21 protein-coding genes are annotated in these 25,591 nt (G+C 67.5%); 12 read left to right on the top strand and 9 right to left on the bottom strand.

What is annotated here, in order from left to right; genetic code table 11:
• Positions 1-48: 48 nt before the first annotated feature.
• Positions 49-4,614: an FtsK/SpoIIIE domain-containing protein gene (locus OOK38_RS10705; protein WP_266761471.1), complete on the bottom strand. Its 4,566-nt coding sequence runs from the start codon at positions 4,612-4,614 to the stop codon at positions 49-51.
• Between the two features lie 277 nt (positions 4,615-4,891).
• On the opposite strand from OOK38_RS10705, the gene OOK38_RS10700 reads away from it, so the two are divergent.
• The 6 genes from OOK38_RS10700 to OOK38_RS10675 all read left to right on the top strand — a co-directional run bounded on the left by OOK38_RS10700 (position 4,892) and on the right by OOK38_RS10675 (position 9,720).
• Positions 4,892-5,197 carry a WXG100 family type VII secretion target gene (locus OOK38_RS10700; RefSeq protein ID WP_266761472.1) on the top strand — a complete coding sequence of 102 codons (306 nt, stop codon included), beginning with the start codon at positions 4,892-4,894 and terminating at the stop codon, positions 5,195-5,197.
• Between the two features lie 92 nt (positions 5,198-5,289).
• Positions 5,290-5,613, top strand: coding sequence for a hypothetical protein (locus tag OOK38_RS10695; protein WP_266761474.1), 324 nt, complete (start codon positions 5,290-5,292; stop codon positions 5,611-5,613).
• Positions 5,610-7,130, top strand: coding sequence for a putative T7SS-secreted protein (locus OOK38_RS10690; RefSeq protein ID WP_266848372.1), 1,521 nt, complete (start codon positions 5,610-5,612; stop codon positions 7,128-7,130). The genes OOK38_RS10695 and OOK38_RS10690 overlap by 4 nt, the downstream gene beginning before the upstream one ends.
• A 76-nt stretch (positions 7,131-7,206) precedes the next feature.
• On the top strand, positions 7,207-8,469 hold the full coding sequence (locus OOK38_RS10685; protein WP_266761477.1) for a hypothetical protein: 1,263 nt from the start codon (positions 7,207-7,209) through the stop codon (positions 8,467-8,469).
• Complete coding sequence (locus OOK38_RS10680) at positions 8,466-9,116, top strand: hypothetical protein (RefSeq protein ID WP_266761478.1); 651 nt, start codon at positions 8,466-8,468, stop codon at positions 9,114-9,116. Before OOK38_RS10685 ends, OOK38_RS10680 begins: the two co-directional genes overlap by 4 nt.
• A gap of 4 nt (positions 9,117-9,120) precedes the next feature.
• Positions 9,121-9,720, top strand: a complete 600-nt coding sequence (locus OOK38_RS10675; protein ID WP_266761479.1) for a hypothetical protein — start codon at positions 9,121-9,123, stop codon at positions 9,718-9,720.
• A gap of 141 nt (positions 9,721-9,861) precedes the next feature.
• On the opposite strand, the gene OOK38_RS10670 is transcribed toward OOK38_RS10675, so the two are convergent.
• The 8 genes from OOK38_RS10670 to OOK38_RS10635 form a co-directional block, all read right to left on the bottom strand.
• Positions 9,862-9,999, bottom strand: coding sequence for a hypothetical protein (locus tag OOK38_RS10670; protein WP_266761481.1), 138 nt, complete (start codon positions 9,997-9,999; stop codon positions 9,862-9,864).
• A gap of 127 nt (positions 10,000-10,126) precedes the next feature.
• Positions 10,127-10,870 carry a hypothetical protein gene (locus tag OOK38_RS10665; protein ID WP_266761482.1) on the bottom strand — a complete coding sequence of 248 codons (744 nt, stop codon included), beginning with the start codon at positions 10,868-10,870 and terminating at the stop codon, positions 10,127-10,129.
• Complete coding sequence (locus tag OOK38_RS10660; RefSeq protein ID WP_266761484.1) at positions 10,867-11,589, bottom strand: hypothetical protein; 723 nt, start codon at positions 11,587-11,589, stop codon at positions 10,867-10,869. The genes OOK38_RS10665 and OOK38_RS10660 overlap by 4 nt, the downstream gene beginning before the upstream one ends.
• A 41-nt stretch (positions 11,590-11,630) precedes the next feature.
• Entirely contained in the window at positions 11,631-12,545 is a 915-nt protein-coding gene (locus tag OOK38_RS10655; protein ID WP_266761485.1) for a hypothetical protein, read from the bottom strand.
• A 77-nt stretch (positions 12,546-12,622) separates the two neighbouring features.
• Positions 12,623-13,909: an enoyl-CoA hydratase/isomerase family protein gene (locus tag OOK38_RS10650; protein ID WP_266761486.1), complete on the bottom strand. Its 1,287-nt coding sequence runs from the start codon at positions 13,907-13,909 to the stop codon at positions 12,623-12,625.
• Between the two features lies 1 nt (position 13,910).
• Positions 13,911-14,213 (bottom strand): hypothetical protein, encoded by a 303-nt coding sequence (locus OOK38_RS10645; RefSeq protein WP_266761488.1) that lies wholly within the window; start codon positions 14,211-14,213, stop codon positions 13,911-13,913.
• 57 nt (positions 14,214-14,270) lie between these two features.
• Complete coding sequence (locus OOK38_RS10640; RefSeq protein ID WP_266761489.1) at positions 14,271-15,314, bottom strand: hypothetical protein; 1,044 nt, start codon at positions 15,312-15,314, stop codon at positions 14,271-14,273.
• A complete protein-coding gene (locus OOK38_RS10635; protein WP_266761490.1) occupies positions 15,302-15,955 on the bottom strand; it encodes a hypothetical protein in 654 nt (217 codons plus the stop codon). The genes OOK38_RS10640 and OOK38_RS10635 overlap by 13 nt, the downstream gene beginning before the upstream one ends.
• Positions 15,956-16,404: 449 nt before the next feature.
• Between OOK38_RS10635 and OOK38_RS10630 the strand changes: the two genes are divergently transcribed.
• The 6 genes from OOK38_RS10630 (at position 16,405) to OOK38_RS10605 (ending at position 25,568) form a co-directional block, all read left to right on the top strand.
• A complete protein-coding gene (locus tag OOK38_RS10630; RefSeq protein ID WP_266761492.1) occupies positions 16,405-17,055 on the top strand; it encodes a hypothetical protein in 651 nt (216 codons plus the stop codon).
• A 153-nt stretch (positions 17,056-17,208) separates the two neighbouring features.
• Positions 17,209-21,690: a DUF6531 domain-containing protein gene (locus OOK38_RS10625; protein WP_266848370.1), complete on the top strand. Its 4,482-nt coding sequence runs from the start codon at positions 17,209-17,211 to the stop codon at positions 21,688-21,690.
• Between the two features lie 33 nt (positions 21,691-21,723).
• Positions 21,724-22,239 carry an immunity 26/phosphotriesterase HocA family protein gene (locus OOK38_RS10620; protein WP_266761495.1) on the top strand — a complete coding sequence of 172 codons (516 nt, stop codon included), beginning with the start codon at positions 21,724-21,726 and terminating at the stop codon, positions 22,237-22,239.
• 406 nt (positions 22,240-22,645) lie between these two features.
• On the top strand, positions 22,646-23,380 hold the full coding sequence (locus tag OOK38_RS10615) for a hypothetical protein (protein WP_266761497.1): 735 nt from the start codon (positions 22,646-22,648) through the stop codon (positions 23,378-23,380).
• Between the two features lie 20 nt (positions 23,381-23,400).
• Positions 23,401-24,261 carry a hypothetical protein gene (locus OOK38_RS10610; protein WP_266761499.1) on the top strand — a complete coding sequence of 287 codons (861 nt, stop codon included), beginning with the start codon at positions 23,401-23,403 and terminating at the stop codon, positions 24,259-24,261.
• On the top strand, positions 24,258-25,568 hold the full coding sequence (locus OOK38_RS10605) for a CpaF family protein (protein WP_266761501.1): 1,311 nt from the start codon (positions 24,258-24,260) through the stop codon (positions 25,566-25,568). Before OOK38_RS10610 ends, OOK38_RS10605 begins: the two co-directional genes overlap by 4 nt.
• Positions 25,569-25,591 lie beyond the last annotated feature (23 nt).

The following is a 25,591-nucleotide window of genomic DNA, read 5'->3' as shown; positions in this document are numbered from 1 at the left end:
TGCCTTCTCGGCCTTCTCGGCCTTCTCTCACCTGCCCGACGCGTCGGGTCACATCGGCGTCGTCACTGTCAGCGGCTCGCCGTCCCCGAGGTGGAGCAGGCCCTTGCCGGGCGCGACCGGCCCGCCGACCATGCTCCGGTTCGTCCGGATGCCGATCAGCTCGCCCGCCGAGGAGTCCTGGGGAGAGAGCAGGATGCCGCGGCGGCCCTTCTTCATCTCGACCTGCCAGCCGGAGAATCCGCTGCACACGTCTTCCTCGTCACCGGCGATGACCAGTCCGAGACCGCGTTCGGCGCCGCGCTGCACGATCCGCTTGAAGACCGTCTCGGCGTCGCAGTCCTCCAAGACCTCGCCGTCGTCGACCAGGACCACGATCGGCTCCTCGCGCGACGCCGAGTCGATGGCCTCGCGCAGATCGTCGCTCTCGATGTCGTCCTCGTCGAAGACCTTCAACACGCCGTCCTGTCCGTCCAGTTCGCGCAGCGGCGACGGGCGGGGCGCGGCGACGACCAGACGTACGCCCTGGGCCAGATAGGACCGGGCCATGTTCAACAGGGTCGTACTGCGGCCGGACTTGGCCGGGCCGGCGATGACGAACGTCGGCACGCCCTGGGAGAGGTCCGGACCGAAGCCCATGATGTCGTCGCCGCCGATACCCACCAGACTCCACAGCCTGGAGCGGGATGCGTCGGGGTCGCGCATCTCCCAGGCGTCGGTGAAGCCGATCCGGGTGGGCAGCACATCGACCCGGAACGGGCGCCTGCCGCGCGGCAGTCCGGCGTCGCGGGCCGCGGCGGCCTCACCGATCGCCCCGATCGCGGCGGCCTGGCCCTGACCCGTGGAATCCTCGGCGAGCAGGGCGAACTGGGTCTCGGTGCCGTGCTCGTTGCGGTAGCCGCGGCCGGGCGGGATCTCCTCGGGGATCTTGCGGGCGTTGATGCCGATCAGCGAGAAGTCGGAGCGGTCGGCGAGCCGCAGACCGTACTTGTCCTCGGTGAGCGAGCCGATCCGGGTGGAGAGGATCTGGCGGTCACCCGTCATCACCAGGTGCAGGCCGACGCTCGCGCCCTCCCGCATCATCGCGGTGAGCTGGTCGGTCAGGTCGCCGTGGTCGTACTCGCCGAGCGTCGGAAGCCAGCCCTCCCACCGGTCGAGCAGCACCACGATGTGCGGAAGCCGCTCGTCCTCCGGCACCGCGGCCCGCTGCTCGCCGATGTCGGCGAAGCCCTTGTCCGCCAACAGATCCTGTCTGCGGGTGAGTTCACCCTTCAGGCGGGCGATGAGACGGACCACGCGCTCGGTCTGGTTGCGGCCGACGACGGCGCCGCAGTGCGGCAGCCGCGTCAGCGCGTTGAGTGCGCCGTTGCCGCAGTCGATGCCGTACAGATGGACGTCGGCCGCCGAGTGGGTGCGGGCCAGCGAGCCCGCGATCGTCCGCAGGATCTGTGAACGGCCACTGCGCGGGGCACCGCCGATGAGCAGATGCCCGAAGGTGGCGAAGTCCACCACGACGGGTCGGCGGGCCTGGTCGGCGGGCAGGTCCTCGACGCCGTACGGGGCGGGCGGCAGCTTGCCGGGACCGCCCGCGAACGCGGGCACCTGGATCTCGTCGAGCAGCAGCGTCTCGGAGAGCGCGGGCAGCCAGGGGCTGTGCTGCGGCGGGATGCCGAGGGCCTGGTTGGCCTCGCGCACCGCGTCGACCAGGACCTTGAGGTCGGTGATCTCCTCCTCCTCGCGCTGCTCGGCCTTCGGCTTGACCAGCGTGGCCCGCCCGAGGTCCTCCCAGCCCAGCGGTCCCGCCCAGGGCGCGAGCGCCGTCGGATCGGCGGCACCGGGCCGCCGGCCACCGACGCGGCCCGACTGGAACGGCACGAGCGAGGCGTGCCCGAGCCGGACGTAGGCCCGGCCCGGTGTGCTCTTGGAGATGTGCCCGGCCTCGGGGGAGTCGATGACGTCGCTGGACTCGCCGCCGTCGGTCACGCGCAGCGCGATGCGGAGGTTGGTGTTGGCCCGGATCTCGGGCGAGACGACACCGCTCGGCCGCTGGGTGGCGAGCAGCAGGTGGATGCCGAGCGAACGGCCTCGCTGGGCGATGTTGACCAGGCCCGTCACGAAGTCCGGCAGGTCACGCACCATGGAGGCGAACTCGTCGATGACGATGAGGAGTCGGGGCACGGACGGGTGCGAGGGATCACGGCGTACGAGATCCTGGTAGTCCTCGATGTCCTTGGCGTCGGCGGCGGCGAGGATGTGCTCGCGCCGCTTGAGCTCCGCCCCGAGCGATTCCAGCGCACGCTCGACGAGATGGGCGTCGAGGTCGGTCACCATGCCGACGGTGTGCGGGAGTTTGACGCAGTCCTTGAACGCCGAGCCGCCCTTGTAGTCGACGAGCACGAACGTCATGTTCTCGGGGGTGTTGGCCACGGCCAGCGACGCCACGATGGTCTGGAGCAGCTCCGACTTGCCGGAACCCGTCGTACCGGCGATCAGACCGTGCGGGCCGTCGCGCCGCATGTCGATGCCGAACGGACCGTCGTACGACTCACCGATGACCGCCGTCGTCGACTGTCCGCCCATCCGCCAGCGCGCGCTGATCGCGTCACCGGTCGGCGGCTCCAGCTGCAGCACGTCGAGGAGCCGGCTGGCACCGGGGAGCGCCGAGTCCTCGGTCTCGCCGCTGATGTCGCGCAGCGGGGACAGGGAGCGGGCCAGCCGGCCGCACCAGGCCGCCGACACGAAGTCCGGCCGTACGTCCCGTACCCGCGCGATGCCCGTCTGCTGGACGCGCAGCCGCAGTTCGAGGGCCTTGTCCGCGCCGGCTGCGGAGTCGTCGGGCTCGGTGGCGTGCCAGGCGTGGAAGGAGGGGAAGCCACCGGGGGCGGCCGGCGCGGTCCGGGCCGGCCGCTGGGCCGTCGCGTGCTCCTCGGGCTTGGGCTCCGCGATGACGATGGCCTGGCACTCGCCGGGCAGGAACCGCTCCTCGGCGTCCAGGCAGATGGCGTACATGGACATGGCCGGGCCCTCGCGCAGCAGCCGCACCACCCCCGGCATGGACCGCAGCCGCCGGGAACCGTCCCAGACGACGACGATGTCCGGATCGCTGAACGAGGCCTTGTTGCCGTTCTGCCGGGCGGCCTTCTGGCGGGCGTCGAGGAGCTGGGTCAGCTCACCGATCCGCGCGCCGACGGTCTCGGCATCCGTGCCGATGAGGACGTTGGCGTCCTGGGCCCCGGCGGGCCGGCTGTGCGGCAGCCAGCGCACCCAGTCCCAGCTCTCCCGGCCGCTGTTCTCCGTCAGGACGTAGAACTGGACGTCCAGCGGGCTGTGCAGCACCGCGGCCTGCGCGACCACCCAACGCCCCAGCGCCTGCGCCGAGTCGCCCGGTCCGGCGATGCCGACGACCCCCCGCTCGCCGAGCGGAAGGGCGACCGGCGCGTCCTCGATGGTCCAGGTGACCTGACGCTTGTGGTCGTCCTGCTCCGGGTCGTCGAGCACCACCTCGGAGGGCAGCTGCCCGGTGCCGACCCGCAGCAGCAGATGGTCGGCGTCGGTGCGGCGGCGCTCCCAGAGCCGGGTGCGCGGCCCGGTGCCCAGTGACAGCACGGTCGCCGGATCGGGTATCGCCCGACGCCGGTCGAGCCGTTCGGCGAGCAGGGCCTCCTGGGCGTCCTTCTCGATCCGCGCCTTGTGCTCGTTGTACTCCTTGACCTGCTTGGCGTGGGACTTGCGCCCCTGCTTCTTGTCCATCAGGTAGTTGCCCAGCATGATCAGCGGACTCAGCAGAGCCATGATCATGTAGTACCAGCGTCCGAACACCATCACCATGACGACGGCGGAGACCAGCGGGGTCAGGGCCATCAGCCAGGGCAGCGGACGGGCTTCGTAGTCCCGTACGGGGCTCGGCAGCCGGAACTTGGTCTCGCGCTCCGGCGGATGCAGCCGCGGCGGACGGTTGTAGTCCAGCCCGGCACCGTCGTCCGACCACTTCAGCGCGGCGTCCGGTGCCGAGTAACGGTCCAGCTGGAGAAGGGTGTTGCCGACGGCGACCTCGCTGCCGAGCGGCCACTCGTCGTCCTCGCGTTCCTCGAAGGGACTGCCGTCGAGGGTGACGCCCTCCTTCTCCCCGTGCACGGCGACGCGACACGTTCCGTCCGTTGCAACTGACAACGTCAGCGCCCTTTGCGGAAGTTCGGGATCGTCGATCCGCAGGTACGACGACGCTCCGGCGCCGATGTCGTAACGGCCGATCCCGAGCCGGTGCACGGCGCCCGCCGACGGACCGCCGGCCACCCGCAGTTCGACGAGCCCGGTCGGCTCGCCGGGCAGGCATCCGGCGGGGTCGTGCAGGCTGACGACGGCGCCTTCGCGCAGCGGAGAGGTGCCGATCGTCGCGGCCGGATCGACGGGATACCCGTCGACGTACGCGAGGGGCGCGCCCCCGGCCGTGGCTCCCTGGTGCTGCCCGAGGGGAATGATCTGCGCACCACCGCCGTAACCGACGTGTTCCGCAAGCTCTTTGGCGATGTCCCCCACCGAGGACTCGGGATCCGCATCAAGAACCACGTCGGCGGTGGCGCCGCCGAGCGGGTCGACGACGGTCAGAGTCAGCCGCACGCTCGTCCTCCCCCAGACACCCCGGGCCGCTTCCGGAACGCGGGCCACAGTGCTCTCGACGATAGCCGCTCGCCGCTTCCCGCAGGCAACGGCCCGTGTGAGGGAACCAGGGAGGCCCCGGCCGGACACCACCTCTGGTGCGGGCTCGTGACAGAACCGGGGTGTGCTCCTGCAAGCGTCGTAAGTAAGCTGCTTGCTCAATGCGGACGATCACACCATCCGCATCAGGAGCCACGGGGGTTGGCCCTGCGGCGAGTTGAAGCATGGAGGACGCCACATGGCCGGCGGCAAAGACGCGGACATCACTTACGACAAGATGCGGCACGCTGCTAAGCGACTCGGCCACGAGAAGGAGAAGATGGAGGACAAGCTCCACGGCCTCGACAGCTACATCGACGGCCTCGTCGCGGACGGCTACACGACGTCCAAGGGCTCCCAGGCCTTCGACGACTCCTTCAAGGAGTTCACCAAGGGCATGAAGGACACCCTTGAGGGCCTCAAGGGCATGGCCAAGTTCCTCGAGGACGCCGCGAAGGCGTACGAGGACCTGGATGATCAGCTGGCCAAGGGTGTCAAGGGCTAGTACCTGCGGCGCAGCAGCGTTGCCTCAGGCGTGACGGCCCGCGTGGCCGTCACGCCCCTCTTGCTTCCGTGGAAAGCCTTCGGAGGGGATCCATGTCGGACCAGACCGCCGACATCACCCGCATCAAAGAGAGCGCTCGTTCACTCTCCAAAATTCACCGCGAGTTCAGCGGGAACGCGAACCCCGCCGATGGGCTCGGGACCGCCACGCTCGGCGAGCAGAGCCTGGTCGACGTGTTCGACGACTTCGGCGACAACTGGAGGATTCATCGCGAACGTCTGACGGACGAGCTGAAGAAGCTTTCGGAGATTCTCTCCACGGCGGCGAAGGCTTACGAGGACATCGACCATCAGCTCGCTGAGGCCCTCCGCTCCACGGACAAGAAGGACGCAGGCGGCAAGGGGGCCAAGCAGTGACGCGCCCGCGGGCCGACGAGTGGCAAGTGATCGGTGAGACGTCGGACCCGATTCCGGGCGATCCGGAAGAGGTTGCCAGACTCGGCCGTGATCTCCGTAAAACCGCGGAGGCCATCCAGAAGCAGGCGAAAGAGATCCAAGCGCTCTCGTCCGTCGAGTCGTGGAAGAGCAAGGCTGCCGAAGAGTTCCGCGACGAGGCCGAGGAGGCCGGGGGCAAACTTCGGAAGGCGTTCAAACGCTACGACGCGGCTGCGGACGCCCTGGGCGAGAAAGTCGCCGAGGGTGGGCCGTCCAAGGAGTACGCCTCTGAGCTGCATCGCGCGCAGACCATGGCCGACAAGGCACTTCGTGACGCTCAGGGCGCGCATGACGAGCACACGTCGAGCAGCGGTGCGATCGACAGACTCCCCAAGGGCACGGCGGATGACGATCCCGACCGGAAGAAGCTGGAGAAGCGCCAAGAAGCGGCGACTTCGGCGATGGAACGGGCGAAGGAGGATCTCGACGCTGCCAAGGATGTCCGTGACAGAGCGGCCAAGCGTGCGAGGGACGCCATTCGCAGCGCCATCGACCACGACGGCCTGAAGGACGGCACCTGGGACAAGTTCAAGGGCTGGGTGCACGACAACGCCGGATGGATCACGGAGGTCCTCGAATGGGCCGGCTGGGTGGCGACCATTTGTGGAACGCTCTCCCTGCTGGTCGGATGGATCCCCGTCGTCGGGCAGGCACTGGCCGCAGTGCTGGGATCCATCGCCTTGCTCGCCACCGTCATCTCTCTGGCAGGACACATCCTTCTGGCGCTCGCGGGGGAGGGCAGTTGGTTCGATGTTGCTCTGGACGTCGTGGGAATCGCGACCATGGGTATCGGCCGCGGTGCCCTGGCCGGCGCCAAGGGCGCGATGCAAGGTGCCAAGGGGATGGCCCGCTCCGCTGCTTTCCGGCGCGCCATGGAGAACGTCGTGGCGAAGCGGGGGAGTGCCGCCTTCAAACGAGCCGAGCAGGCGGCCTGGAAGCAGGCCAACCGCTTGAGCGGCGGCGCCCTGCGCGGCAAGAAGGGCGCGGATGCGGTGGCCGGCGCACCCAAGGGGTGGTTTCCCGGTGCGGGCCGTGTCGCCGAAGCCTTCAGCCCGCGAGCCATCGGGAGGGAATGGGCCGAGGGGTTCAAGGGTGTCAAGGACCTTCGCCCCCGGAACCTGAGTCAACTGGGCCAGGGGAGTACCTGGGAGGGAGCGGCGTTCAAGGTCGGTGACAGCGGGCTGGACGACCTCACCCGGGAGATTGACAGCATCGCCCCGGAGATCCGCAATCTCGACGAGGTCAAGGCCGCGATGGACGTCTTCAAGACTCAGACGCATATCTGGCAGGGTACGACTGCTGTGGCAACGTTCATTGACGCGGCGGACAAGGGAAAATTGACCGCCCCGATCGGACACGCCCTCGGCACCGACGCGCTGAAGGACGGTCTGTGGTCGGCAACGGGAATCAAGGATGCTTGGACAACGAGCGATGGCTGATCGACCCGATTCAGGAACGGCCCTTCCGGACCTCCACCTGCGACCGCGGGGGTCCGGTCCCCAAACCCTGGACGTGGTGCGCCACGCACGTGTCTACCGGCGTGGGAACGAGCTGATCGTCCGGGATCGCCGGCTGCGAGAGCGCCGGTACGTCGTCGGAGAAGGCGGAATCGCCCGTGCGGTCTTCGTTCCGCCGCCCGGCTCCGGAACGGCCGCGAGTGCCCCCGTGGCCGACCGGTGGGGTGTCGTGGACTTCAGGGACGCCGACGAGAGGACGATCCTCCGGATTCCGCTGGCCGAATGGCTTCCGGAGGCGGGCCTGGTGGGCGTACTCGACCTCGGGCCGTCGCAATGTCTCGACCGGACCGGACTCCGCCGATTCGTGGGCGATCTGGGGATTTCCTTGCAGGAGAGCCCGGAGTCCCGCGCGCACCCGGAGGACAAGACGTCGGGTGTGCGGCCTGACCGCGCAGTCCACCGCGAGCTTCCCGCCTGGCACAACTGGGCGCGAGGAATCGGAATGTTCGTCTGGTTCGTGTTCTTTCTCGTCATCGCGATGACGGGCAAGGCGAACGAGTGGACGGCCCTGGTGGCATCTGCCGGACTGTTCGTCGTGCCAGGCTCGGACCTGGCCGTACGTCTTCTGCAGCGATCACACGACCGCCAGAACACACTGCTCGCCGACGCCACCATCGTCGTACCGGCTCCGGAGGAGGGCTCGGGAGCCACCCGCCGCTTCCGTGACACCGCGGCCGTACGAGTCCTGCCCCAGGACGTCGTCCTGACCGACACGCTGGGCAGGGAGCGCTGGATCGCGAGAGGCGGAGCTTCTGGTGTGAGCAGCCTTGTGCGTCTGACGGACCCGAAGTCCGGTGCCGTCCTCGGTGTCGAGTTCAGGGACGGAGCGGACGCGGTGCGGGCCCTCCTCGTCTGGCGTTGGTGGTTCGCCGGGCCGCAGGGGCGGGAGACTTGGTCGAAACTCGTGAGCGCACTCGGAGTGCCCGTTTCCGACAGGAAGGTACGGGCGGCCGAGCACTCCGTTCCGTGGTGGCAGAACCACGAACTGGCCGCCGACGCGAGATCGATGTCGCTGATGGCCCCGAAGGAAGCCCGCTCTCGGACGAGGTGGAACGCCTCGGCCGGTCAAGGCGCCGAACCGCTGATCGTTTCCCTGTTCGGTCTGCTTCTGCTGCCTCAACTCGCCTCGGACCTGTGGCCCGCACGGGTGGCCGGTGCCCTGGCCGTCCTGACCATCGTGATGGAGGTCGCGACGGTCGTCGTCCATCAGCTGGCCAGTCGGCTCCGGCTCGACCGCCCCGCCGCGCTGGAGTCACCGTGACTTCTCCCCTCTCCCAGGACCTGGCCCAGCCACCGCCGTCCGACTACCAACTGTTGCTGCCCGACGCGTGGTTCCGGGTCGCTCTCGAACCTGAGCGACGCCGGCAGTCTGTCGACGCCTTGGTGAACCGGCAGTTCGACGGCGTCGACAACGAGCCGCGCCTGCGCCGTCTCCTGCGACAGGAACTGCTGGAGCGAGCCACGAACGCCTTCGATCAGGGAGGCATCGAGCTCTACATCAGTCTCCAGCGGGCGGGCTCCCTCACGATTCCGGCTTCCTTGCTGATCACTCTGATCCCTCCGAGGAATCCTGGGGCAGAGTTGCCGTCGCTGCGGGAACTCGCCGACGAACTCGAAGCCGAAGGGCGCCAGGGACGTACGGTCTCGATGTCCGAGCTTGCCGCGGGTATGGCGATGAGGGTCCGCGTCGACCCTGATGCCCCAGCGGTGCATCCGACGGACCCGACCACGTCAGGCGAGGCGGACATCGATGCCCTCCCCTCGATGACGGTGGACTACCAACTCGGCGTGCCCCGCAGCGACATGTACCTGCTGCTGACGTTCTCCACGCCCCTGGTCCAGATCGCCGACGCCATGGTCGACCTCTTCGACGCGGTCGCCGGATCACTCAGCTGGAAGGACGGGTGAGGTGATGCCCATTCCCACCCTCACGTACGGGATCTCCTGCCCTCGGGACTGGATTCCCCTCCCCGGCTCAGCGCACACGGACGTCACGGAAGGCTGGGCCGAGCCGGCCGTCAAGAGCATCGTCGAACGAAGCGGGGCGGCTGGGTACGACATCGACCCGGACGCCGTACGGGCCGACCTGCGAGCCCGAGCCGAGGACAGCCGTAGCCGAGATCCCTTCTACGCCTTCGCCTTCTATCCCGACGGCTTCGACGCGGCCCTCGGGATCCTGGAAGTCGATCTCATCCATCCCGACGATTCCGTACCCAGCATCACGCTCGACTGGCTGACCAAGACCTTCAGCGCCGACGACTTCGGGCCTCCGCAGGTCACGCGTATCGATATGCCGATCGGTCCGTCCGTACGCATTCGGCAGAACTTTGCCGCGCAGGGAGCTCCGCCCGACGGACCGGGGATCCTCCTGGAGACCCTCACCCACGGAATCGTGCCGACTGGCACCGAGAGCGCGGTGGTTTTCCTGATGTCGTGGACCATGCCGGGCATCGCCCAAGCGATGGAGGAGTCCGCGGACAGCATCGTGAAGACACTGACCGTGGGCCCCTGAGCCCATGCACCGCTCGCTGAGCGGGGCCCGGCCAGGTGCCCGTGGCGACGCCCGTTCCCGGAGCAGGGCCTCCGGTGTCAGTCGGTCTCCGGCTCGGCGAACGAGACCGTCTGGAGGATTGCCGCGATCATGTCGCAGAACTCACCCCAGTACTCGGTCGAGGCTGGCCGTCAACTGATCGGTCTTCACGGCGGCCACGGTGAAGGCGCACTGGGCGAAGCCGCTCCCCTCGGTGGAGAAAAGCCCCACGGCGGAGTACGAAACGCCTTCGTCCGCCATGTATTCGGCGATCGCGGCGTAGTAGGGGGCCGCCGGAACCAGAGCGGCGGGATGTCGGACCCGTCGTCGGAAGGCACGGGTGGGACGGTGCTGGTGGGGGTGGTCATGGAGTCGTTCCGCTCAGAGGTCACCCGGTGGCCGCGTCGGCACCGCCCGTCCGTGAACGCCGCAGCGCATACATATGGAGTTCGCTCCGCCGCTCCTCCGTGATCAGGGTCAGCCAGGAGCCGTCCGTGAAGCGGACGCGCAGTCTGTCGCTGGCGTGTTCACCGCGGAGGGGGTCCTCGAGGACCGCGTCCTCGGAGGGGATCTCCGTGACGACCTGTACGAGGCTCTCCCGGCGGATGGACACGCGCTTCGGCGGCGCGGCCAGCACAATGCGGCCCTCGGTCAGGGCGACGAGCCGCTGGTGGTGGGAGGAGTGGCCGTACCAGCGCAGCAGGAGCTGCCCGGCGGCGCCGTTCCAGTCGCCGTCGAAGGTCTTGTCGAGTCCGTGTTCGGTGATGGCCCGGTCGCAGAGCTCGGCCGCCCGGCGTTCGGACCGGGCCGCGTCACGCTCCTCCTTCGTCGACAGCAGTTCCTGGAGGGCTTCGACGCCGGTCGCGAGGAGCCCGAGGAGCAGGCCGATGAGCATGAAGGGAGCGGCGAGGACGACCCCGGCCATGGCAGGCGGCCGCATGAACGCCGGCCGGGTCCGCAGAGCACCGGCCGCCTGCCGGACGTCCTCAGGCGGCTCGGGGATTCTGCCGATCACGCACCAGGCCGCGGCATCCGGAGTGAATCCGAGGCGGTTTCGACGGGCGCGGGCGGTGCTGTTCCCTCGTATGTCCGGCGTCCGTCCCGGCTGGGGGCCGGTAGTGGCCGTGCTCATGACGCCCCACCTCCGGCATCGGTGACAGGATCGTTGAAGGACACCGTGTTGAGAATGGCGACCAGCAGGTCGCAGAGTTCGGCCCAGTAGTCCATGGACGCGGTGAAGAGAGTGAACACCGCGGTGAACGGGCCGGTGGGGAAGGGGACATGGACCTGGATCTGCCCGGTGAGGAGTTCCGACTTCTGCCCGTCCGCCGTCAACTCCGGGTTGATTTCGTACTGTCGTAGCGTCACGCAGGACACCGCGGGGCCACACGGCAGATCGAGCCAACGGGCATCGTTGTACGGATCGCTGGAGAGGATGGAGTGGATTCCCTGTGCGACAACGTCGGTGTTCTGCGCCGTCTGGTCGGTCGGGACGGCCGCTACGGTGAAGGCGCATTGGGCGGCACCCTCGGCGAGCTCGTGCCCAGCCGCGGTCCCGTCCTCCTGCTCTGCAGCTGTGGAGAACAGCCCCATCGCCGAGTAGGAGATTCCCGTGCCTGCCATGAGCTCGGCTATCCCGGCGTAGTACGGGGCAGCGGGCTCCCAGAGCTCCTCGTCGCCGCGCGAGTAGAGCTCTCGTACGAAGGACTGGGCGCGTTCTGCGCGTTCCTCGGATGTGGCGGCCAGGGGGAGGGCGAAGAAGCCCTCGGGTACGAGAAACCAGATAGGCGGGGGTTCTTCGTGGGCTGGGGTGAGGGGGACCCCGCTTGCAGAATGGGCGGAGGTTTTCATTCAGGTCCAGGCCGTTCCGGTCAGGCTCAGGAGAGTGGGCATTACAGGTCTTCCGGGCGATAGTCCGCAGCTTGGATCTCTCGTCCGTCGGAATCCATGAGCATGTTGGTTTCCGACGCGCCGAAGTAGGCATCGAGCCGACTCGGCAGCAGGAACTCGACCCGATAGCGGCCACCCGGAGGGCGGCTGATGATGGGGGAGACGTCGGCAGGAGCCTGAACCCTCACGGAGTAGGCCTTGACTGCTGCTTGCTGCGCCTGAGTAAGGGAATCCTGCTGGATCAGGTCGAAATGTGACACAAGGTAACGCGTCAGGCGCTGCCGCCTGATGCTGCTCAACCTGCACCAAGAGCCGTCGGTGAAGGCGACCTTGAAGTCGTTCCCGTCCTTGAACTCCTTCCGCTCGACCCGGCTGACGGTCGACCGTGGAATCTCCCAGAGGACCTCGTCCTCGATGGCTTTCAGGTCGCTCTTGTGGAAGGGGAAGCCAACGATGACGAGCCGGCGATCGGTGACGATCGCGTGTGTGCGGTAGTGCTTCTCGTCGGAGCGCCCGGGGTCGAGTTGCCAGGGCAATGTACGGGCGATCGTGCCAGGTGCGGCCCACATCACAGGGAAATCCAGCACCTCGTCATCCCGGTCGTCCGGGGTGTCGGAGCCGGAGTCGGGGGAGGTGCTGCCGCTGACATTCCCTCCCGCGAAGCTGAGGGCACCCATGACGGCGACCCCCACAGCGATGGCTGCGCCCTTGACGGTGTTCAGCGCGGCCGAGCCGCCCGTCGAGCGGGCTGTGTACACCCGGCCCTCGGGCCAGCCCGGCAATTCGCTCTGAATGTCATGGCGTTCGAAGTCGCGGAACCACCGCATACCTCTGACGCGCATGGCCGCGCCCGTGGCGAACGTGACCGGAGCGCGGGCGAGGAGGGTCTCCCCCGATTCAGGTTGCCAGACATTCATATCCGCACGCATCTTCCTTGCACGACGATTCCCGCGATCTGTGCCATGGTGTCCGCTCCGCCGTTCGGTGTCGACGTTCAACCGCCCGCAGCGGACTTCTCGAACTGGTCGCCGGGGAAGAGCGCCTCTCCGATGTGCTGGTGGATGGGCACGATCTTGGGGAAGATCTTGAGGCCCGCATCGATGGCGATTCCGGCCCCCATCGGGTTGATCCTCACTCCCGGGATCATGTTCAGACCCTTGGAGCCCGCCCACTGACCCTCGTGGTAACCGGCGCTGGCGAGGCCTCCCATGCGGGACATCAAGCCACTCGTCGCATGTGAGACCTCGTAGACGTGGTCGGACATGCCGCCGATCTTCACCAGGCCGGCCTTGCCAAGCCCGCCGGTGAGGCCTTGCGAGGACTTGCCGAAGGCCATCAGGATGCGTGAGCTGCCGATGTCGGTGGCCTGGAACCCCTTGCCGAGCGCGGCGGCTTTCCCGGCCGCGGCAACCCTGGCGACATCGGCGGTCTCTCCAGCCACCTTGATGCCCTTGCTGAACATGCCGATTCCCGGCATCAGGCCGACGGCGTCCATTCCGATCTGCATCCAGCCGACATCCGCGCCGGCCGCCTTGGCCAGTCCGTGTGCCGCCAGCGCGAGCCCGCTTCCGATGAGCGCGGCTGTTCCGAAGATCGCGGCCAGCGGTGGAAACGGAAGCGTGACGATAGCCAGCAGTCCGAGCACCGCGGTCAGGTCGCTCAGCAGGTCGCCGATCAGTTTGATCATGTCGGCGTGGTCCTTGATCCACTGACCGGTGGCGTCCCAGGCGTCCGCAACGCCCGTGGTGAGTTTGTCCCAGAACCCGGGCTCGTCCGGGGCGATGTCACCGGCCTTGTCCAGCTCTTTGCTGATCTTTCCTGCGGCCCGCTGGTAGCGGTCTTCGAGGTCGTGGACCTTGTTGGTGACCTCGTCCACCGCGCCGGAGGCCTTGCCGAGTTCGTCGCTGCCCTTGCCCTCGGCCTTCTGTTCGGCCTTCTCCCTGGCTTCGAGCTTCTCGCCTGCGGCCTTCTCGAGCCGGTCCGCCTCCTCCTGGAACTCCTTGAGTTCTCCGGACCACCGATGCAGGGCACGCGACGCCTTGTCGAAGGAGTCGTGACTCTTGCGGATGAGCGGGGTGACGTCCTTGCCGATGTACTCGGTGAAAGCTAGGGCCGTCTTGCCTTTCCACGCCCCGCATTCGATCCGCTCCAGCTCGCGCAGGGCAGTGCCCAACTCGGTTGCCAGACCGCCGAGTTTCTTGGCGAGGTCTCGGGTGTCCTCCACATCTCCTGGCGTGGGATCCCAGCCTATGTGGGGGAAGGGGGGACGCTTTCCCGCCACGTCACTTGCCCTTCTGCTTCGCAGCTTTGAGTGATTCGGCGAGGTCCAGGTCGAGTTTGCTGAAGGAGTCGCCAATCTTGTTGATCATCTTGACCGCGCCATGGGTGTGCTTGCCGAGCTGCTTGATGCCGTAGCCCCAGTCATCTGCGAAGTCCTGTACGTCCTCGACGAGTTTGCTTTCACCGACGGCCGAGGCGTCAGTTCCACGAAGGGTGCGGCGAGTCGTTTCCATGCGGTCGCTGATGTCGGAAAAGGTCTTCTTCAGGTCCTCGAATATGGTGTCTTCGAGGCGAAGGTCACTCATGCGGTTCTCTGGCTCCCTGGGTGGTCGGTGATCCGGGTCTCGCGGGTCCGGCGGCGGTCATCGGTTGACGGACTGGATCTCCTGGACGGTGATGTCCTGGGTCGTTCCGAAGGTGCCGTCGGGTAGGTCGCCGCCGGTTCCACTGGTGCCGGTCCAGTCGATCTCCCAGGTGATGGTCGCCCGGAGCTTGTACGTTCCGTCGCCCGACGAGCGCAGGTACTTGATCCCGCACGGCGGTGTCTCGCCTGCCTTGCCCTTGGCGTACGGCGCACCGATCGAGTCGTCGTCGTTCAGCCGGCATTCTCCCGAGGCCGGATAGGTCTCGGCGTCGCTCGTGCCCGGCTCCAGCCTGAGGGAGACGGGCTTCGCGGTGGTCGTCGCCGAGATGTTGAGCCCGGCGACATCGAGCGCCGCGGTCACGGACACCTTCTTGAACGTCGCCTTGTCGAGCCAGGCCCAGGTCGGCAGGTTGACCTTGGTGATGTCCTCGGGGGCGAGGGTGATCTCGGTGTCGGGGAGCGTGATCCTGTTGTACGCCAGCTCCGCCAGGACCTGCGGGGTGACAGCGTTCCGCACCGGAGGTGTTTCGCCGTTCTCGACCCAGAAGGGCAGCTCGCTGCAGGTGAAGGCATCGGGATCGTCCAGCCGATTCGGATTCTGTACGGATACCCACCAGTTGCCCTCGTCGGCCTTGTCGAGGTTGTAGTCCTTGTACTTGCCGTCTTTGTAGATGTCCCGGAACTGGCCCGTGGCCGACTTCGCGTAGTTGGGCTGTTCGGGGTCATTGACGACTTCGTCGTAGTCGCCTTCGACCTGCTTCTCGAAGTCCCCCGCCGAGATGGGCTCGTACCAACAGGCAGGCGGCGTCCAGTTTCCCACCGGCGTGACGTTGCCGGATGATGTCCCCCCGTGCCCGCCGGTGCCGCCGGTGTAGGTGATGCGTGATTCGAGGGTGTGCCCGGACCGTTTGGTCGACGTCTTCACGTCGCCGTCCGAACCCCCTGGACCGCGCGTCGCGAAAGCCGGGCCGGAGACGAACACGCAGGCAGTGACAAGGGTGCCGGTGATCAGTCCTCTGCCGAGGTTCCTCACGGTGTGCACTTGGAGTTCCCCCGGTCGGAGACGAGTTCCGTGGTCTGCCAGACGCCGTCCTTGGCCTTCTTCAAGTGCGTGTTGTAGTAGACATACGCATCGTTGTCCGCAGGCGTTCTGTCGACCTTCTTGGTCTTGCGGTTCTTGTTGAACGCCTTGCTCTCGTCGGTACAGAACGTGACGCCGGCTGAAGCGCTGCCGTAGAGCGTGACCTTGGGATCGAAGTACCGCACAGTGCCGGTGTAGGTGATGCCGGCGTCGACGAACGATTTGACCCACTGAGCCCCGCTGACGAGCGCATCGCCCTGCCGGTAGTAGGCAAGAGCCGGCTCGTCCGGGTTCCCCTTGACGATGGCGTAGTTGGTGGCGGTCTGAGCGCGACCGGCGTCGGCGAGGACGGCGTCCTTGGTCGTGTCGCCCGTCCTCCAGTTCCGGAAGTCGTCGATGACGTCGCTCGGCAGCGTGATGTCCGGTCGGTCGATGTCGTCCGAAGCGCTCGCGCTCGGCGATGCGGAACCCGTCTCGTTCTGATCCGCCCCCGCGATCTTGTCGTTGTCCTTTGGACTGTCACCCCCGCCGCCGCAGGCCGTCAGCAGCAGGGCTGTTGTCGTGGCGAACGCGGCAGCAACGGGCAAAGAGCGGCGCTTCACAGTGGACTCCCCGTGAGACATCGGTTGAGCGAAGTCAGTCAAGGGCAATGACGGTATCTGTGGGCCTGTTGGTTTCGCCAGGCTGAACCCCCCTTGTGGATGGGGTCATACGGGGTGGAGTCGGTGCGAAATGGAGGCTTGCTGGCGTCTGATCGTGTCCATGGCCACATCCGCCCACCCGCGTCCGGGCCCACCTCCACGCCTCGCCCCGACTTTGCGTTCCGCACCTTCACAAGTCCGGCAGGCACGTTCAAGGCCGGACGGCAGCCCGCGCGCCGCACGCCATGTGCCGTGCGGCAGCAGTCCGCGCACGGCCGGGACGGCCCGGGCTCCCGGGTGGACCAGAGGCCGCACCGCCCCACCTCGTAGGCTGACCCGAGTCGAACAGGTCGAACAGGCCGAACGGCAGGGCGAACAGCAGGACGAACGACGAACCCGGGGGACACACCATGGCCCGCTACATGGAGACGCTCACCGTCGAGCGCGGCGGATTTCGCATCAAGGTGCCCGAGTCGTGGTGGGAGTTCGACGTGCGGCCGGAGTCGCGGGACGACTCGATCCGGCGGATGGTGAGCGAACGGATCGGGCAGCGACCGGAGTTGGCTCAGTACCGCGACACCTACACCGCCTTCCTGCGCAAGGCCTCGGCGGACGCCTGGAAGTCCGGTGCGCTGTACTGCGGATGCATGGCGGAGTCCTTCGGCGGTGACACCCCGATCACCGGCTCGGTCACCGTCTCGATCGTCGGCGGCCGCTCGCAGTCCGGCGAGCCCCTTTCCACCGACCCGCAGACGATCGCGGGCCAACTCGCCGTGCGTGAGGCCAAGAAGGAGGGGGACGCCTGGCGCAAGGTGACCACCGTCGAGATACCCGGCGTCGGTCCCGCCGCGCGGACGTACGGCATCGAGGACATCGTCGTACCCGACGACAGCCTTCAGCGCACGATCCGCGCGGTGCTCATGCAGACGTTCATCCCCGTGCCCGGCCAGGAGGGCAAGGTCGCCCTGGTCGCCGGCAGCAGCCAGGTCCTCGACCTTGCCGACTCCTTCTTCGACATCTTCGACGCCATCACCTCGACGTTCCGTTTTGCCGATCAGTAGGCGCCGATCACCAGGCGCCGACCACTAGACCCCCTGCGGCGCCGGCGTCGGTGGTCCCCCTTCCTCGCCTCACGCCCACCCAGTAACTTCGCTTGTGCGTACGATCGTTGTTGTTGGTGTTGCCATTGGTGTTGCTGTCACGGGGGTTGCGGCATGGCGGGGAATCGGCCGGGGGACTGGCATGTCCTGGATCTGGACAAGGATCCGACGCCGGGCGACCCGGACCGGGTGCGGCATCTGTCCAAGAATCTGCATGATTTCGCCGATGACGTGTCGGATGCGCTGCGTCTGATCAAGGGGATGGCCGGCGAGGACGCTGTTCTGCGGTGGGCGGGGAAGTCGGCGAAGGCGTTCCAGGACGAGTTCTCGGGTGTGCCGAAGCAGCTGAAGAAGCTGAAGAAGTCGTACGAGATGGCGGGGGACGCGCTCGCCGACTACTGGCCGAAGCTGGAGCGCGCCCAGGCGTTGGCGGACAAGGCGCTCGCCAAGGGGCGGGAGGCGCAGGCCGATCTGACCTCCGCCAAGTCCCGTCTGTCGTCGGCCGATTCGTGGGTGACGAAGGCCAACAGGGAAGCGGACAAGTACAAGGACGATCCGACCGGCAGCAAGGATGCGGAGAAGCCGGACGAGGCGAAGGTGCGGGCCGCGACGCGGGACGCGCAGCATGCGAAGTCGGCGCAGGACTCGGCTCAGTCGGATGTGACGAGCGCGAACAGTGCGTTGGACGCGGCGAAGAAGATGGCGGCTGATGCCCGCAGGATGCGGGAGGAGGCGGCGCGGGACGCGAAGTCGAAGATCGATGAGGCTTCGGATGCGGGTATTCGCAATCGGAAGTGGTGGGAGGAGGTCGGGGACTGGTTCTCCGACAACTGGGACACCATCGTCACGGTCTGCAAGGTCGTCGTCGCGGTTCTGGGCATCATCGCGATGATCATTGGAGGGCCGATCCTCGGCGCGATCGTGCTGATCGCCGCGCTGGTCGTCCTCGCCGACACGCTCTACAAATATTCCAAAGGCCAGGCGTCCCTATGGGATGTGGCCTTCGCGGCGTTGGACTGCATACCCGGCATGAAGGGCCTGACCACCCTCGGCGGGCTCGCCAAGGGGATGAAGGGCCTCGGCAAGGTAGGCCTCAAGGGTATGGCCATGGGGCTCAAGGGACTGGGCCCGCGGGTGAAGAACCTGGGCCGTCCGATGAAGAACCTCTTCACCTGCGGCGATCCCATCGACATGGCCACGGGCCAGATGGTGATGTCGGAAACCGATGTGACGCTGCCCGGCGTGCTGCCTCTTGTCCTCGAACGGCACCACCGCACCGGCCACCGAGCCGGCCGCTTCTTCGGGCCGAGTTGGTCCTCGACCTTGGACCAGCGCCTGTTGCTCGACGCCACGGGAGTCCGATTTGTCAATGACGACGGAATGGTTCTCTATTACCCGGTCCCCGAGCAGGATGTGCCCGTTCTTCCGGTCGAGGGGCCGCGATGGCCGATGGCATGGGACGGAAACCGCGGTGGACGCATCGCCGTCCACCGGCCTGAGACGGGCCAGACCCTCGAATTCGCCGCGTCGCCCGGCGGAGCGTCCGCGGAACTGCCGCTCGTCGGCATCGGCGACCGAAACGGCAATCGCGTCGAGATCACGTACGACGCCGCGGGAGTGCCGGTCGAGGTGGCCCATCACGGTGGCTATCGCGTCGGTGTGACCTCCGAGGCCGGGCGCATCACGGAGCTGCGTCTGGTCAGTGACCCCGAACAGCCGACGCTCAGGCGCTACGCCTACGACGGCCGGGGGAACCTCGCCGAGGTCTGCAACTCGTCCGGCGTCCCCCTCAAGTTCACGTACGACGACCGGCGTCGCATCACCGGCTGGGACGATCGCATCGGCACCTGGTACCGGTACACGTACGACAGCATGGATCGGTGCGTCGCCTCACGGGGTACGGGTGGAATGCTCGACTACACCTACGTGTACGACGACGCCACCGGCACGGCGACGGCCCTGGACTCGCAGGGACACGCAACCCGGTATCGGTTCAACGAGTCCTACCGGCCCGTGGTCGAGACGGACCCGCTGGGCCATGAGACGCATCGGGAATGGGATCGGTACGGCAACCTCCTCCGGCTCACCGATCCGCTGGGCCGCGTCACCGAGTTCGACTACAGCACGGTCGGTCTGCTCACCGGAATCCGGCGTCCGGACGGCTCGGTCACCACGACCGAGTACGGGGAGCTGAGCCTCCCCGTACTCGTGGTGGAACCGGACGGAGCGAGGTGGCGGCAGAGCTACGACGCCAACGGGAATCTCGTCGAGGCTGTGGATCCGTCGGGCTCGGTGACCCGCTACACCTATGAACCGGGGGGCAGACTCGCCACGCACACGGATCCTCTCGGCCACACCCGCACGCTCACCACCGACGCGGCCGGACTTCCTCTGGAGCTCACGGACTCGCTGGGCGGGAGAACGAGTTGTAGGCGGGACTCGTTCGGACGAGTCGTGGAACTCCAGGATCACGCGGGACACATCACCCGCATCGGCTGGACGACGGAGGGACAACCGGCTTTCGAGGAGGGCCCGGACGGGTCACGCGAATCCTGGGAGTACGACGCCGAGGGCAACGAAATCGCCCATCAGGATTCCTCCGGTGGTATCACGCGCCACGAGATCGGTTCGTTCGATCTGCCGGTGACGCGGGTGAACCCCGACGGAACCGTCTACCGATTCGACTACGACACGGAGCAGCGGCTGCGGCGGGTGACCAACCCGCAAGGGCGGTCGTGGACCTATGAGTTCGACGAAGCCGGCCGACTGGTCGCCGAACGTGATTTCAACGGCGCCGGACAGACCTACCGCTACGACCAGGCCGGTCAAGTCACCCGCCGGGCCAACGAGAGTGGCGAGACCCTCGACTACGTCTACGACGCGTTGGGAAACGCCGTCGAGCACCGCTCCTCCGACGGCAGCGTCTCCGTCTTCCAGCACGACCCCACGGGCCGGCTGGTCCGAGCCCGGAACGCCCACGCCGACGTGGAGCTCCAGCGTGATGTCATGGGACGTATCGTCCGGGAATCCGTCAACGGACGCACCGTCACGTCCGCCTATGACCCGTTGGGCCGCCGGACCGAGCGCGTCACGCCGTCCGGTCTGGTCTCTCGCTGGACCTACGACGCGGAGGACCGCCCCACCGGCCTCGTGGCTCAGGGGTACGCCATCGGGTTCGAGTACGACGCCGGCGGTCGAGAAGTGCGCCGACAACTCGGGCCCCAGGCCGTCCTCTCCAGATCCTGGAATCGAGCGGATCTCCCGGAGGACCAGGAGATCCACGGCGAGGGTCCGGCGGGTGTCGCGACCCTCGAGCGGCGTCGCTACTCCTATACATCAGGCGGCCATGTCTCGGCCATCGACGAACTCGGCACCGGAACGCGCCGGTTCCAGCTGGACGCCGTCGGCCGGGTGACGTCCGTGGTGGGCCCACAGCGGCAGGAGCGCTACGCCTACGACGCGGTCGGCAATGTGTCGGAAATGGAAGCGTCGGGCCCGGACGGCCGTTTCGTCGATGAACGGGAGACCAGCGGGACGCTGGTTCGCCGGGCGGGCGGATCGACGTACGAGCACGACAGGCAGGGCCGTGTCGTCCGCCGCATCAAGAGAACACTCTCCGGAATCCGCAAGGTGTGGAACTACCGGTGGAGCCCGGAGAACAGACTCACCGATCTGTTCACACCCGACGGAGTCCACTGGCGCTACAGGTACGACGCGCTGGGTCGACGCATATCGAAGGAATGCGGCGACGGGACGAGCGGTGAACATTTCTCTTTCGTCTGGGATGGGGAAGTTCTGACGGAAGAGGTTCTGCCGTCCGGCGGAGTGCGTACCTGGGAATACGAACCGGGAACGCATAAACCTGTTTTCCAGGCCGACGCCGGTCCGGAACAGGATGATTACGATCGGCGCTTCCATGCGATCGTGACCGACGCCATCGGCACCCCTGCGGAGTTGATTTCCGAAGAGGGGGAAATATCGTGGCGGAGCAGAACCACCTTGTGGGGCCAGGATGTGGGCACGCATGCGGGCGAGACGGACTGCCCGTTGCGGTTTCCCGGCCAGTACCACGACGCCGAGAGCGGCTGGCACTACAACTTCTACCGCTACTACGATCCGCTGACGGCCCAGTACACCTCCCCGGACCCGCTGGGACTCCTGCCCGAGGACAATCAGCACGGGTACGTGCGCAATCCTCTGTCCTGGCTCGACGCTCTGGGGCTGGCCCCCTGCGCCAAGGTGATCGCCCTCAGACTTTGGAAGGCGCGAAACAATCAGGGGGGATATTCGGTCTATCACGGACTGGACGCGCAGGGAAACAAGATTTATGCAGGGATCACGAACAAGATGACCAGGCGAGAACGTCAGCACATCGCGAAGAACTACGGAATCGTGCGCCTGCAGGAGGTGCGAGGAGCGACCGGTCTGAAGAAATGGCAGGCCCGTGCGATTGAACAGGGCCTTATTGAGGATGTGCGGACTTCCGGGTTCAGCAGGATCAAGAACGGTGTGTCCATCCCGCAGATCAACTCGATATCCCCCAAGCGTTCCATATACGGAACGGCCTTGCGCTATGGCAGGATATTCCTCGCATAGATCCGCGGGGTTCAAGGAAAAGGAGAGTCTTCAATGCCGTTGAAGAAGATGAAGGGTCAGCGTCGTCGGCATGAGGTGGGAGACGTCTTCGTCCTCCAGCTGGACGACTCCAGCTACCGATTCGGCAGGATCGTCAAGATCGGTGAGAGCGGGCCGCAGGGCAGGTTCCCCGGCGGCATCCTCGCCTACGTCTACGACATCGCGTCCGGCGATCCGCAGCCCGACCTCGGCTCGCTGACCCCGGACCATCTGTTGATGCCCCCGTTCTTCACGATGAACTGGGTCTGGCAGAAGGGCTACTTCCGGACCGTCGCGCACGAGGAACCGGGCAGCTCACAGCTTCTGAAGCAGCACTGTTTCTACGACGCCAGCACCGAGGGCTATGTGGACGAGAACGACGGCATCATCGCCGATCGGACGGAGCCGTGCGGTTGGTTCGCCCTGTCCACGTTCGAGCAGTTCGAGCACGAGGTGGACGAGGCGCTCGCCGGCCGTCCGGTGCACGGAGCGTATGGGCGCGGTTCCTCGAAGCCGCCCGGGACGCCGTAGCCGGCCACGGCCCGTCCCCCGTGTGGCTGAAAGCACACCCCTTCCTGTCTCGCCCGTGAACCACTCGTGCAGGCATCGTGCACAGTCCGTGACGAGTGGTCGGGGGCGGGCCGGCGGGAGATTCGCTGCCGCACAGTTCGGCGGCCCGGGAGATCGCCGGGCTCAACAGGGAACCGAGTGCCTTCCGTTGCGCGTCGATAACGTCGAGTCGCGTGCGCTTCAGGGGCCTTGGCGCGCCTTGAGGGGCTTATGTGCGGCTGATACGGTGCCATGGCTTGACACTCGCTCCAGCGCTGGCTATTCGGCCAGGTCGCGCGGTACGTCCCGTAAAGGAGCGCGGGGGTGAAGTGTCCTATTTGGCGCGTGAATTGACAGACATTTTCTTGGGTGTACGGGGAGCGGTTGCGTGAAGATCCAAGAGCGTACGGGGGCGGGCAACAACCGTTCCGCCACGTCGGCTCACCCGGCGATGGGTGAGCGTCTTCCCACGCCGCCTCGCGAGCGCAAACCCGCGCTGGCCGCTCTCGCGGTGCTCCTCATCCTCGTCGGCGCGCTGGGCGCCACCATGCTGGTGCTCCGCGCCGGGGACCGCATCGAGGTCGTGAAGGTGACGAGTGACATCCAGGCCGGTGAGTCCGTGGGCGATCACGTGACCTCCGTGCTGGTCGCGGACGACCCCTCCATCAACTACGTCCTGTGGAAGCAGCGCGAAGGGCTCAGGTCGTTCAAGGCCAAGTCCCCGATCTACGAGGGGACCGTCGTCATCGGCGACATGTTCACCAAGGGCTCCACCCTTCCGGCCGGCAAGGCCTCCGTGGGCGTCTCGCTCAAGGAGGGCCAGTACCCCGCGGGCATCAAGTCCGGTGACACGGTGGCCGTGTACCGCGTCGGCAGCAGCGGATCCAGTGGCAGCCGCGGTTCGTCGAGTTCGTCGAGTTCCTCGGGTTCGAGCTCGTCGAGCGCGGACGACGCCCTCATCGTCGACCGGGCGAAGGTCAGTTACGTCCAGGGCCAGAAGGACAGCACGATCAGCAGCACCAATCTGCCTGTCACCCTCATCGTGGACAGCGGTCAGGCGGCGTCCGTCGCCGACGCCGCCTCGGCCGGTCAGGTCGCCCTCGTCATCGTCCCCGGCAACTAGAGGCGAGTGAGTAGACAGACATGGCGCTCATCGCCCTCGCCGCAGACAAGGGTTCCCCCGGAGTCACCACCGCCGCCGTGGCACTCTCGGCGGTCTGGCCCCGCAGGGTCCTGCTCGCCGAGACCGACCCGGCGGGCGGCGACCTCGTGTACCGCAGCGCGGCGGCCCACGGCGGCCCGCTGAACCCCAACACCGGCATGCTGTCGATCGCGGCGACCGCCCGCCGCGGGCTCGTGCCCGACCAACTCTGGGATCACGTCCAGCCTTTGAGCGGCGGGCTCGAAGTCCTCGTCGGCCTCGGGATGGCCGAGCAGGCCGCCGGTCTCGCCGGACTCTGGCCCACCCTGGGCCGGGCGTTCGCGCAGCTCGCGGACTCCCCGAACGCGCCCGCCGACGTCATCGCCGACTGCGGGCGCATCAGCGGGGACACCCCGGCCGTCGAACTCTTCCCGCACGCCGCCCTGGTGCTGCTGCTCTCCCGTACCGAACCCGAGGCCATCGCGCGCGTCCGCGACCGGGCCGCCGCGCTCTCCGCCAAGCTGCACGGCGGCCCGCGCGGCGCCGCCGGCCTCGCCACACCGTTCATCGGCGTCATCCTCATCGCCGACCCGGGCGACTCCGCCAAGCTCGTCCACCAGGTCAACGACATGCTCGTGGCGGCCCAGACCGGTGCCCGCGTCGTGGGCACGCTCGCCGACGACCCCGCGGGCGCCGACCAGTTGGCCGGACGCAGGCGCGGCAGGCTCGACAAGTCGCTGCTGATCCGCTCGGCCCGCAAGGTGGCCGCCGATCTGTACCAGCAGTACGGCGCCGCCTGGTCCGTACCCGCCGACGGGCCCCATGGGGCGCACGGGCAGCCCGCTGCCGGAGCCGGCCGATGACCGCCGTCGACCACCAGTTGGTCAAGCGGTTCCGGCAGGACGCCGGTGACCGTATCGCCGAGCAGCGCCGCGAGGACCAGGTCCGCGGCGTCACCCCGATGTCGAGCGAGGACGAGCGGCACTACGCCCGCGCCGTCATCGCCCAGATACTCGAGGACCACGCCCGCACCGAGATCAACCTCGGCCGGACCCCGCTCGACGCGGAGACCGAGGAGCAGTACGCCGCCGCCGTGCACGCCGCGCTCTTCGGCGTCGGCCGGCTCCAGCCGCTGCTGGACGACCCGGAAGTCGAGAACATCGACATCAACGGGTACGACCAGGTCTTCATCGGCTACGCGGACGGCCGGGAGACGAAGGGGGACTCCGTCGCCGAGAACGACGAGGAACTCGTCGAGCTGATCCAGGTTCTCGGCGCGTACTCGGGTCTGTCGTCCCGGCCCTTCGACTCCGCCAACCCGCAGCTCGACCTGCGGCTGCCGGACGGTTCCCGGCTCTCCGCCGTCATGGACGTGACCCGCCGGCCGGCCCTGTCGATCCGCCGGGCGCGCATGGGCAAGGTGTTCATGTCCGACCTGGTGGGCAACGGCACCCTGACCCCCGAGGTCGCGCACTTCCTGGCCTGTGCCGTACGGGCCCGCAAGAACATCATGATCGCGGGAGCCACCAACGCGGGCAAGACGACGCTGCTGCGGGCCCTCGCCAACGAGATTCCGACGCACGAGCGGCTCGTCACCGTCGAACGCGCCCTGGAGCTCGGCCTCGACACCTTCGCCGACCTGCACCCGAACGTGGTGGCCTTCGAGGAGCGCCTGCCCAACTCGGAGGGTCAAGGTGCCATCACCATGGCCGAGCTGGTCCGTCGGTCGCTCCGTATGAACCCCTCCCGCGTCATCGTCGGCGAGGTCCTCGGCGACGAGATCGTCACGATGCTCAACGCGATGTCGCAGGGCAACGACGGCTCGCTCTCCACGATCCACGCGAACAGCTCCAGCGAGGTCTTCAACCGCATTTCCACGTACGCGCTCCAGGCGACCGAGCGACTGCCCATCGAGGCCAGCCAGATGCTCATCGCGGGCGCGGTGAACTTCGTCGTGTTCATCCAGCGCCGCAACGAGTACGAGTCCGGTGGCCGCCTCCAGCGCATGGTGACCTCCGTGCGCGAGGTCAACGGCGTCGATGGGCGGGTGCTGTCCAGCGAGGTGTTCGCCGAGGCCCCGGACGGCCGGATCGTCCCGCACGCGCCCATCGCCTGCCTCGACGATCTCGTCGCGCAGGGCTACCGGCTGCCCGGCAGCGGGAATTGGTGATGACGATGACCCAGGACATGACG

It is taken from the genome of Streptomyces sp. NBC_00568 (genome assembly GCF_026341855.1).
GTDB lineage: Bacteria > Actinomycetota > Actinomycetes > Streptomycetales > Streptomycetaceae > Streptomyces.
Note: the sequence above shows the minus strand (reverse complement) of the source record. Positions and strands in the feature narration are given on the sequence as shown.